Source organism: Edaphobacter sp. (assembly GCF_035763405.1).
Taxonomy (GTDB): domain Bacteria; phylum Acidobacteriota; class Terriglobia; order Terriglobales; family Acidobacteriaceae; genus Edaphobacter.
On sequence record NZ_DASUBE010000095.1, the window covers coordinates 1 to 10901 of the forward strand.

Sequence of the window (10901 nt, forward strand, 5' to 3'; positions counted from 1 at the left end):
GCATCCGTAGAAGAGGTCGCCGCGGCGGGTCTTGCGCACGGCGATGTCGCCGCCGTCTTTGGGGCACTTGACGTCGAGCAGCTCCTGCTTGATGTACTTGCATTTGGGATAGCCGCTGCAACTGATGAACTCGCCGTACTGTCCGTTGCGGAGCAGGAGCGGCTTGCCGCACTTGGGACACTTTTCGTCGAGCTGCACGGGCGGCTTCTGCTGCACCTTCTGGTTGAGCTTGCGGATGGTCTTGCAGGGCGGGTCGTCGTTGTAGCCGGGGCAGGACATGAACGGCCCCCACGGCCCGTTGCGCAGCACCATCGTGCGGCCGCAGTTGTCGCAGGCTTCTTCTTCCGGAGTCTCATCCGCGCCGGGCGCGCTGAGGTCGGGCTTGGCGGCGTAGTTCTCCTTGGTGAAGTCGCAACTGAAGGCTTCGGCTGTGATCTTCTTGCCCTTGCCCATTGCTTCGTCAATCGCTGAGGCCAGCTCCTTCGCGTCGGCGGCCTCTTTCGAGAAGGCGATGACATCGTCGGTGGTCGCCTTGACGGTGATGGGGAAGTGGAGCGCCTTGGTGACCTTTTTGAGCGAGGCCTTGGGGTCTTTCTTCCACGGGCCGGCAGCGACGGTCATGGGCTTCAGCTTGGTGAAGTTGGAGCAGGAGTAGAAGCTGCCGAACTTGCCCCATTTGAGAATGAGCGGAGCGCCGCACTTGTCGCAGACCTCGGAGGTCTTCTGCTCCATGCGCTTGACGTCTTCCATGTGCTTTTCGGCTACGTGCAGCTCCTTCTCGAAGTGGTCGTAGAAGCCGTTGAGCAGGTCGGTCCATCGCTCGTGTCCTTCTTCGACGGCGTCGAGCTCGCCTTCGAGCGTGGCGGTGTAGGCGGTGTCGAAGATATAGGGAAAGTTTTTTACGAGCAGCTTGGTGACGACGGTGCCGATCTCGGTGGGCACGAATTTGGACTGGATCTTCTTGACGTAGTCGCGGTCCTGAATGGTGTTGATGATCGAGGCGTAGGTCGAGGGTCGTCCGATGCCTTTCTCTTCGAGCGTCTTGACGAGGCTGGCTTCGTTGTAGCGCGGTGGAGGCTGCGTGAACTTCTGCTCCGGATGCAGCTCTTCGAGTCGCAGGGCTTCGCCGTCGGCAAGCTCGGGGAGACGACGCTCGTCGTCTTCGTCGGTCTCGGTCTGAGTATCGGGCTTCGCGGCGGCTTCAGCTTTTTCTTTGGCGGCCTGGCGGGCGCGCTTGTCTTCTTCCTCGAACTTGAGGTGTCCTTCGAACTTGAGCACGCTGCCGGTGACGCGGAAGTCATAGGCGAGCTTTGCCTGGGCGACGATGTCCACTGTGGTCTGGTCGAAGACGGCGGGCGCCATCTGGCTGGCGACGAAACGCTGCCAGATGAGCTTGTAGAGGCGGTACTGCTCGTCGGAGAGATGGCGGCGGATGGAGTCGGGCGTGAAGGCGACGCTGGTGGGGCGGATGGCCTCGTGCGCGTCCTGGGCCTGCTCCTGCTTTTTGCCCGCGTAGCTGTTGGGCTTTTCGGGCAGGTAGGCGGGGCCGAGTTTGCCGATGTACTCGCGCGCTTCGGCGATGGCGTCGGGGCTGACGCGGGTGGAGTCGGTACGCATGTAGGTGATGAGGCCGACGGTGCCCTCGGAGCCGATCTCGACGCCTTCGTAGAGGCGCTGCGCGACGCCCATGGTGCGGCGGACGTTGAAGCCGAGTCGGCTGGCGGCGTCCTGCTGGAGCTTGCTGGTGGTGTAGGGCGCGCGGGGATTGCTGCGGCGCTCCTTCTTCTCGACGGAGCGGACGCTCCACCTGGCGGTCTTCAGCTCGCCGAGGACCTCATCGACGGCTTCATGGTCGGGCAGGGCGCTGGAGAGGAACTGCTCCTTGCCTTCTTTATCGACACCGTTGGCGACGCGCGCGGGCACGCCATTGACGCCGATGAGGCGCGCGGTGAAGCTCTGCTTGGCGGCGGGCGCGAGGTCGGCGTCGATGGTCCAGTACTCGACTGGATTGAAGTCGTTGATCTCCTGCTCGCGCTCGACGATGAGACGCAGGGCGACGGTCTGGACGCGGCCGGCGGAGAGGCCGCGGCGGACCTTGTCCCAGAGGAGCGGCGAGACCTGATAGCCGACGAGCCGGTCTAAGACGCGGCGGGTCTGCTGGGCATCGACGAGGTTCTCGTCTACGTCGCGGGCGTGGCGGAAGGCGTCCTGCACGGCCTTCTTGGTGATCTCGTTGAAGGTGACGCGGCGGACTTTGGATTTGTCCTTGACGACGGGGGTCAACTGCATGGAGAGGTGCGCGGCGATGGCCTCGCCTTCGCGGTCAGGGTCGGGCGCGAGATAGACAGCGTCGGCTTTGGCGGCGAGCTTCTTGAGGCGCTCGACGACCTTCTCCTTGCCCGGAGAGACGATGAGCGTGGGCTCGAAGGTGCGCTTCTTCAGCTCGACACCGATGTCGTTCTTCGGCAGGTCCATGATGTGGCCGATGGAGGCCTCCACGGTGTAGTCCGAGCCGAGATATTTTTCGATCGTCTTCGCCTTTGCCGGCGACTCAACGATCACAAGTGACTTAGCCATTCTTTCCCTTCATCTCTCACAGAACGTACCGCTGAGGCGGTTCGTTCCCGTTTCTACCCTGTTCCCTTGCGAACCTAACACGGTTTTGAGGAACACGTCATCTATATATAGTTCCTGAACTGACGAAATGCCGGCTGGAAGGTAACAGTGGCGCAACACTTATCCACAGCCGCTGACTATGCGGAGCTTGTTCGCTAAGCCTTGATAATCATTGGACTTACTCTGCCTGCACGGGCGACCAGATCCACTTGCGGCCGTGACTTTCCGTTACCGGTTCAGAACGCTCGCACATAATTCTTGCCCGGCAACTGGCGAACCCGGCCGGAGAGCTCGAGTTCGAACAGGGCCGCGAAGATCTCAGGTGAGCCGAGTTCCGGTTCCAGATGCTCGATGAGCTCGTCCAGTTGCGTGGCCTCATCGTGCCGGAGTCGGTTGAAGACCTTCTGTTCGTGCTCAGTCAGAGGCTGGTCGTTAAATAAGGATGCGGTCTCCGGGGTTTTCGATTCATCGCCCCGGGTGGCGGCCAGTTCGTCTTCGAGTTGCTGGCGAATCTGGGAAGGCAGGTCTTCCCAGACATCCTCCCATGTGGCGGTGAGCTTGGCGCCTTGTTTTATCAAGGTGTTAGGGCCCCAGGCGTTCTTGTTGGTGACGTTGCCGGGGACGGCGTACACGTCTCTGCCCTGATCGTTCGCGAGGCGTGCAGTGATGCGCGTGCCGCTGTACTCGGCTGCCTCGATGACCAGCACGCCGATGCTGATGCCGCTGAGAATGCGGTTGCGGATGGGGAAGTTCTGCGGGGCGGGAAAGGTGCCCATGGGGTATTCGCTGACGATGGTGCTGCCGGTCTCGATGATCTGTTCGGCCAGCCGCTTGTTCTCTTTGGGATAGATGACGTCGATGCCGGTGCCCCAGACGGCCACGGTTTTTCCACCGGCTTCGAGCGCGCCTTTGTGGGCGGCGGTATCGACTCCGCGTGCCATGCCGCTGAGAATGACCAGGCGACGCTGCGCCAGTTCGCGCGAGAGCAGCTCGGCCATGCCTGCTCCATAGGGCGAAGGTTGGCGGGTGCCTACGACGGCAATTCCGGGGCGGCGGAGCAGTTCGACGTTGCCGCGCACCCAGAGTACGGCGGGTGGGTCGTAGATCTGCTTGAGCTGCTCGGGGTAGGCCTCGTTGTCGGGCGTGAGCAGGGTGGCACCTGCTTCGTTCACGTGCTTCATCTCTTCGACGGCGGCCGTGCGCGCTCTGCCATCAAAGACAAATTGCGCAGAGGAGGCGGGCATCCCGGCGCATTCCAGCTCGGTGAGCGTAGCTTCGAGCACTTTTTCCGCCGAGCCGAGTCGCTCCATGGCACGCCATATCCGCGTTGGCCCCATGCCGGGCGTGAGTGCCAGGGCCAGCCAGCCTAGTTGGGTTTTCTCTGCCTGATTCAGCGTAGACTGCTCTGCTTCGCTGCTCGACTTCATTATTTTCCTTTGGCGTTGATTACGACTATGGATTTACAGGATGACATGGATTGAGTGGTTGCGGGAATGGGATATTGGGGAGGGAAAAGGTTTGGAGGAGCGCATTCCTCTATTTTCGTTTTGCGTGCGGGCAGGGCGGGCTGGTGTTCGGATGATTGGGCGTGGAGGAAAAATGCGGGGGTCTCTCCACTCCGGCGGCAAAAGCGCCGCCTGCGGTCGAGATGACGTGGTGTGATGGTGCGGCAAAAGTGCCGCCTGCGATCGAGATGACGTGGTGGAGTATGGCACACGGCCGGGCTACCAGAAGTAGGTGGCTTCGATCTTGGGTGTGCCGGGTTGGCCGTCGATGATCTGGGTGCTGAGGACGACTTCGACGTTTTTCTTGTTGCCAGCGGCGTGTGCGTCGCGTTCCAGTTCGGCAAGGTTGGCAGGGTCGGTGAGGAAATCGCCAGCCATCATGGTGCTGCCCTGTCCGATGCCTGCTGCGATGACGGCAAGCTGGCCGGAGTCGGGATCGACGAACCGTGCCACGATGGCATATTCGCGGTAGTTGTTCTGCGTCTCGGTGACGGGCCTGTCGGTGAACCACTCGCGGGGCCTGGTGGACTGGCTATCGACGATCCACTCCTGGTCGAAGGTGGCGTCGTTGCCGAAGTGGAAGCGGAGGGGCTTGGTCAGGCGCATGGTCCACGGGTTGTCGAATGCGCCGACGAAGATGGTGGGCCCGTTGCGCAGATCGGAGAGCGTGGTGTCGGCCGCGCCTTTGATCGGGACCTCCTTCTGTCCGTGCGCACGCAACAGGCTGCTGATCTTGACGATGGTGGAGAGGTCGTCGAGATTGACCTCCTTCATCCACGTTTTCACCGTCGTCTGATGTTCGGGATTGGTCGCATCGACGGCCAGGTTTGTGTCCTGAACCTGGTCGACGATGCAGAGCATGGCTGGATTGCCCGCGTTCAGCACCGGGCCCCAGAAGTAATCGATGGGCGAGCGGCTCATGGAGCGCCAGCCGAAGGACAGGGCAGCTACGGCCGCTGCGAGGATGACGACCGCTGCTACGGTCCAGCGGCCCCGGCGCTGCACTTTGTCTGGTTCGAGGCGCGCGGTCTCCCTGGTTTCTGCCGCGCTCGGTTCAGCCATCGCCCCGTGGTGGTGCGGCCAGTGGAACTGCGGGATGTAAGAGCCTGCTTCGAGCGAGATGCGCAGCTCGTTTTCGTGTTCCGGTTCCTGGTAGTACTGGGCGATGCGCTTGCGAATTTCGGCTGCGGTGACGCGGACGATGGGGTCGGAGGCGGTATCGTAGTCGGCGCGGCGGCCAAAGATCTCGAGGCCGAGCGTTCGCTCCTTGAGCTGGTCCACTTCGCCAGAGAGGGTTTTCTCCACAACAAAACGCAGGAAGGCAGGGAAACGTCTGCTGTGGCTGAAGTGGCGATTGGAGAGCAGACGCTCGAGCTGTTCCTCGATCGCCTGCCGCTCGACGTCGCTGGCCTGGACCGGATTGGGAGATACGGCATCGGCAGACATGGATTTTTCCTGCGGTTTGAATTGTATCGTGCGCACAGGGCTTATGAGGGTGGCCAGCTCGAAGTACTTTTTAATCAGCGATTTGGGAAACTATTTACCTGATAAGAAGAGGTATGGATACCGCAAAGACCTTACGTTGGACACAGCGAGGTTCTATCTTGCCCTCCATTACGAAAGGCATCCAACCGAAGATGACTTACTTTTCCGTTTTTGGAGGCAACTGATGAGCAGCACAGCGACCTTCGTCTCGACGTTTCAGGCCAAGGAAGGCTCCGAACGGCTGATGCAGTATGAGTTAGAGCGCCTGGTCTCGTTTACCCGGCGCGAGCGCACGTGCCTGTACTGTGATCTGTTCCGTCTGTCCAGGGATCGATCGACGTTCGTTGTCCACTCTGTCTGGTCGAGCCGCGAGAACTGGATGAATCGCACCGGGTGGGAGGGGCATCCGGCAGGGATGGGGCTGCTGGATCAATGTCTTGAGCAGCCGATTGAGGTGGTGGTGATGGAAGAGGTGGCCTGACCTGTGCCGGTTAGCGCATTTTCCTGAAATTGTGGTTTGGAGTGGCCCGAAGGGAGACGCAGATTCCCTTCGGGAATGACAACAAATTCTGCTTCGGAAGATTCCGAGCTTCGCTAATAGGCCTCGACGCGGTCGAGGGGGAGGCGGACCTGGAAGCAGGTGGCGCCGGGTTTCGATTCGACCGTGATGAAGCCGGAGTGTTTGCTGACGATGCGCTGTGCGGTGTCGAGACCGAGGCCGAGGCCGTGGCCGGGGGCTTTGGTGGTGAAGAACGGCTCGAAGATGCGCGATTTGATGGCCGGGTTGATCTCCGGGCCGGAGTTCCACACCTCGACCAGCGCGAGCTGGCCGGTTAGACGGGTGACCAGGCGGAGCGTGCCGCGGTCGTTCATGGCTTCGAGGGCATTTTCGATCAGCGCAGTCCAGACCTGGTTCAGCTCGCTGCCGTAGGCGCTGACGGGCGGCAGGGCCGGGTCGAAGTCGGTTTCGACCGTGACCTCGTTGAGGTGCGAGTTGAACATGACGAGCGTGTTTTCGAGCGACTGGGCGAGGTCTACGTCCTGGATGGGCGCCTGGTCCATGTAGGAGTAGTCCTTGATGGCGCTGATGAGGTCGAAGATGCGGACGGTTGAGTCGACGACGGTTTCGGCCATGCGCTCGACGCGCAGAGAACTGGCGACGGTGGCGACGGCGACTGGGAGGATCTCGGGTTTGATGACAGCGGCGAGGTCGTCGAGACGGTCGATGGGAATGGCGGTTTCGGCGAGCGCGGGGGCGATGGCCCAGGGCTGCGGGATCTTGTGGACTTCGAGCCAGCGGGTGATCATCTCCTCGCGGTCGGCGAGGGCGAGCGGGCTCTTGGGCGCTTTACAGACGCTGGAGTAGGCGGACATGCGCGTGCGGGTGTCGCGGACCCAGTTCTTGTAGGTCTGCGATTCCTCTTCGGTGAGGCAGAGGTTGCCGAGGCGATATTTTTGTTCGCCATACTCGCGCAGCTCGCCGAAGAGCGAGGCGGCGGAGCGTTGCGCGGCAGAGGCCGGATTGTTCAGCTCGTGCGCGAGGTTGGCGGCGAGCTTACCAAGGGCGGCGAGCTTTTCGGCTTGCTGCTCCATGCGCGTGACCTCGCGGACGCGGTCGAGCAGGTGCGAGACGCAACGTTGTCCCATGGAGGGGATGGCGGCGAGCATTTCGGGGAAGAGCGACTGGTGGATGTCGAGCGCCCAGACGGGACCGACGGCGAATCCGTCTCCGCCGTAGTTCTTCATGCGCGAGTAGGGCAGCTTGCCGGTCATCTGTCCGGCGCGGCCGATGAAGAGCGCGATGGGGCCGGATTTGCGGCGGCGGACCTGGACTTCGCCCCGGAGCAGGAAGATCATGCCTTCGACTGGCTCGTCTTCGCGGAAGAGCAGGACACGGTCGTCGGCGACGCGCTCGGTGCCGTGCGTGGCGAGCCAGGTGTATTCGGCGTCGGTGAGGCCGTCGAGCGAGGTGATGGTGCGGAGCGCGGCGACGATCTCTGGCAGCGGCGTGGGCGTGGCGGGCGGCCCGGCGAGGATCGGTTCGCTGGGCAGGACGGGGAGTGTGGCTTCGAGACTACCTGGGGTGGCGATGGGGGCCTCCTTGTTGGACCATGCAGATGGTTGACGGAGCTATACGTGACATCGGTGCCGGTAGTTCATAGTTGGAGAACGAAGACGGCGACACCCGATAGGATGCCGCCGTCCGAAGGTTTGGATAAAGGTAGTGTACCTGATGAAATTGGTCAGGCCTTCACTACGGCTCCATCCTTGACGACGACGGGATCGAGGAACGGCATCGACTTGCGGAGGTCGGCGCCGACTTTTTCGATCTGATGGCCGCGCTCTTTGGCGCGGAAGGCGTCGAACTCCTTGCGGCCGGAGTTCTGGTCGGCGATGAAGCGCTCGGCGAACTTGCCGCTCTGGATGTCGGAGAGCACATCCTTCATGGCCTTCTTGGTCTCTGCGGTGACGATGCGCGGGCCGGTGACGTAGTCGCCCCATTCGGCGGTGTCGGAGATGGAGTAGCGCATGTACTCGAGGCCGCCGCGATACATGAGGTCGACGATGAGCTTGAGTTCGTGGAGTACCTCGAAGTAGGCAAGCTCGGGCTGATAGCCGGCCTCGACGAGGGTCTCGAAGCCTGCCTTGACGAGGGCGCTGGTGCCGCCGCAGAGCACGGCCTGCTCACCGAAGAGGTCGGTTTCGGTCTCTTCGGTGAAGGTGGTCTGGAGCACGCCGGCGCGGGTACAGCCGATGCCCTTAGCGTAGCTGAGGGCGAGCTTGAGCGCGTTTCCGCTGGCGTCCTGCTCGACGGCGACCAGGGCGGGCACGCCGCCGCCTTCGGTGAAGACCTCGCGGACGCGGTGGCCGGGGGCTTTGGGCGCGACCATCGACACGTCAACACCTGCGGGCGGAGTGATGGTGCGGAAGCGGATGTTGAAGCCGTGCGCGAACATGAGGGTCTTGCCGGGGGCGAGGTTCGGCTCGATGTCGGCGTGGTAGACTTTGGCCGCTGTCTGGTCGGGCGTGAGGTTCATGATGACGTCGGCCCACTTCGACACCTCGGCGACGGTGCTGACCTGGAGGCCAGCCTTGCGGGCGCGGTCGGCGTTGGGCGAGTCGGGGCGCAGGCCGACGCGGACTTCGACGCCGGAGTCCTTGAGGTTGAGCGCGTGGGCGTGGCCCTGTGAGCCATAGCCGATGATGGCGACTTTCTTCGCCTGGATGAGTGAGAGGTCTGCGTCTTGGTCGTGGTAGGTCTTTGCCATGATTGTGTGCTTGTCCTTTGGGTTAATGGTAGCTCAGTGAAGCAGGTGATGACCGCGGATTGCGCGGATTTTACGGATAAAACGTGGGGAAGCGGAAATCTGTGCAGCTACGAGCAAAATGCCGGGGTTCTTCCCCTTCGTTCCACTCAGGGCAGAATGACCGTGTTGTTAAATCCGTGTCCATCCGTGCAATCCGAGGTCGATGGTTTTTAGTCGCTTTCGAACTGGTTAGGAAGAGTGTCGGTCTTGCGTCGGGACGGGTGCGGGGGTTCGGTGGCGTCGGCGGTGCCGAGGGCCTTGAGGACGCGGCTGGTGTGGTGGCCGCGGCGCATGGCCATGCGTCCGGTGCGGGAGACTTCGAGGATGGTGTAGCCGGATTCGCGCAGGACCTGGATGAGGCCTTCGATCTTGCTGGAGCTGCCGGTCATCTCGAGCATGATGGATTCGGGGGCGAGATCGACGACGCGGGCGCGGAAGACGTCGGCCAGCTCGAAGATCTGCGAGCGCGAGTGCAGGCCGTTGGGCTCGTTGGGGCCGGCGGCGACTTTGATGAGGCAGAGTTCGCGGATGACGGCCTCGCTGCGGCCTACTTCGTCGACGTGGCGGGTGATTTCGAGCTTGTAGAGCGAGGCACGGATGCGGTCGGCGGCGTGCTCGGGCGCCTCGCAGACGATGGTCATGCGCGAGGTGTCGGCGGCCTCGCTCTCGCCTACGGTGAGCGAGACGATGTTGATGCTGAGGCGGCGGAAGAGCGAGGCGACGCGCGTGAGCACGCCGGGCTTGTCATCTACGAGGGCTACGAAGGTGTGGAGCATAAGACCTCAGTGGTTAGGGCCCAGGGATTAGGGCCTAGGGCTTAGGGATTAAGACATCGGGGTTGGTTGCGAAGGTGCGCATAGGGTTGCTGGTTTAGTTTGGTTTCTCGTCTGAGTGCGGCAGGTGCGTCAGCGGTGGTTTGGGGTATTTGGGGACGAAGGTTTTGGGGATTTCAAAGAGGATGAGTTCGCCGGGTTTGGCTTTGGGGTGGGCGTCGCTGCAAAGGTTGCCGGTGGTGATGCCGTTTGCGTGAATCTCCGCGAGGGAGTAGCTGGTGTAGAGTTCGCCGCGCGGACGGCAGTCGGCGTACATGTTCGAGAGGATGCGGATGATGGTCGCGTCGCCGGTCTTCACCTCGATGATGCCGTTCTTGTCGGTGGGCATGGCGACGGAGCCGATCTGGTCTTCCTTGAGGGCGACGTTGAGTTGTTCGTCGTGGATGGGTTTGTTGGTTTTGGCATTGATGACGGAGATCGTGATTTTGGACCCTGTGGGCTTTGCCGTGGATTGCGATGCGAATTTGTGTTGTGCGACCGGTGCGGGTGGCGCCGATGAATGGGACGTTTGGGCGCAGCCAGATGTTGCGAGGGCAACAGCGAACAGAAGAGAAGCGGCGGATATTTTTAAGAGCGCCAACGGCGCGGCTTTATACCAGCCTGGGGTGAAACCCCAGGTATTGAAGTCCACAATGAGGGAGGGCTGAAGGCCCGATTTATAATTCTGCGGATGCCGCAATCGCTCTCGTTTGTTCTGGTTCATCTGATCTTCAGCACAAAAGACCGTTGGCCGTTTATCAATCCTGAGGTGCGATCCACCCTTCATGCGTACATCGCCACGGTTGCACGCGATGCCGAATGCGAGTGTTTTCGTGTGGGCGGCGTCGCGGATCATGTCCATCTTGCCATTCGTCTGTCGAGGACGACGAATATCGCGGAGTTGGTGAGGCATCTGAAAACTACATCGTCGCAATGGATTAAGATGCAGTCGCCCGAGTTGAAGAAGTTTGCCTGGCAACGAGGATACGCTGCCTTTTCCGTGGGGCCCACGGATTTGGGTGCGTTGGTCGATTACGTCGCTAGACAGGAAGATCATCATCGTAAGCGTTCGTTTCAGGATGAGTTGCGTTCGTTTTTGAAGCGGTATGGCGTTGAGTTTGATGAGCGATATGTTTGGGACTAGTTGGGCATCTATGAGTCGGGCTTTCAGCCCT

At 61.6% G+C, this 10901-nt stretch carries 10 protein-coding genes; 3 read left to right on the forward strand and 7 right to left on the reverse strand.

Features of this window, described 5'->3' with window-relative positions:
* From topA to VFU66_RS09775, 3 genes are all read right to left on the reverse strand, one after another.
* The coding region (gene topA, locus VFU66_RS09765; protein ID WP_326446057.1) for a type I DNA topoisomerase at positions 1 to 2577 on the reverse strand (2577 nt) is incomplete at its 3' end.
* A gap of 275 nt (positions 2578 to 2852) precedes the next feature.
* A complete protein-coding gene (gene dprA, locus VFU66_RS09770; protein ID WP_326446058.1) occupies positions 2853 to 4043 on the reverse strand; it encodes a DNA-processing protein DprA in 1191 nt (396 codons plus the stop codon).
* A gap of 297 nt (positions 4044 to 4340) precedes the next feature.
* A complete protein-coding gene (locus tag VFU66_RS09775) occupies positions 4341 to 5567 on the reverse strand; it encodes a hypothetical protein (RefSeq protein WP_326446059.1) in 1227 nt (408 codons plus the stop codon).
* 223 nt (positions 5568 to 5790) lie between these two features.
* On the opposite strand from VFU66_RS09775, the gene VFU66_RS09780 reads away from it, so the two are divergent.
* Positions 5791 to 6087, forward strand: coding sequence for a putative quinol monooxygenase (locus tag VFU66_RS09780; RefSeq protein ID WP_326446060.1), 297 nt, complete (start codon positions 5791 to 5793; stop codon positions 6085 to 6087).
* A gap of 113 nt (positions 6088 to 6200) precedes the next feature.
* Here the strand turns inward: VFU66_RS09780 and VFU66_RS09785 are convergent, their stop codons facing one another.
* Positions 6201 to 7463 (reverse strand): sensor histidine kinase, encoded by a 1263-nt coding sequence (locus VFU66_RS09785; protein WP_326446061.1) that lies wholly within the window; start codon positions 7461 to 7463, stop codon positions 6201 to 6203.
* On the opposite strand from VFU66_RS09785, the gene VFU66_RS09790 reads away from it, so the two are divergent.
* Positions 7462 to 7731 (forward strand): hypothetical protein, encoded by a 270-nt coding sequence (locus VFU66_RS09790; RefSeq protein ID WP_326446062.1) that lies wholly within the window; start codon positions 7462 to 7464, stop codon positions 7729 to 7731. The two genes, VFU66_RS09785 and VFU66_RS09790, sit on opposite strands and share 2 nt — an antisense overlap.
* Positions 7732 to 7849: 118 nt before the next feature.
* Here VFU66_RS09790 and ilvC read toward each other — a convergent pair whose 3' ends face one another.
* From ilvC to VFU66_RS09805, 3 genes are all read right to left on the reverse strand, one after another.
* Positions 7850 to 8875: a ketol-acid reductoisomerase gene (ilvC, locus tag VFU66_RS09795; protein ID WP_326446063.1), complete on the reverse strand. Its 1026-nt coding sequence runs from the start codon at positions 8873 to 8875 to the stop codon at positions 7850 to 7852.
* Between the two features lie 209 nt (positions 8876 to 9084).
* On the reverse strand, positions 9085 to 9690 hold the full coding sequence (gene ilvN / locus VFU66_RS09800) for an acetolactate synthase small subunit (protein ID WP_326446064.1): 606 nt from the start codon (positions 9688 to 9690) through the stop codon (positions 9085 to 9087).
* A 94-nt stretch (positions 9691 to 9784) separates the two neighbouring features.
* The gene (locus tag VFU66_RS09805) at positions 9785 to 10450 is read right to left on the reverse strand and encodes a hypothetical protein (RefSeq protein ID WP_326446065.1); all 666 of its coding nucleotides are present in this window, start codon (positions 10448 to 10450) and stop codon (positions 9785 to 9787) included.
* Here VFU66_RS09805 and tnpA point away from each other — a divergent pair.
* Positions 10418 to 10870, forward strand: a complete 453-nt coding sequence (gene tnpA / locus VFU66_RS09810; RefSeq protein WP_326446066.1) for an IS200/IS605 family transposase — start codon at positions 10418 to 10420, stop codon at positions 10868 to 10870. The two genes, VFU66_RS09805 and tnpA, sit on opposite strands and share 33 nt — an antisense overlap.
* Positions 10871 to 10901: the final 31 nt, after the last annotated feature.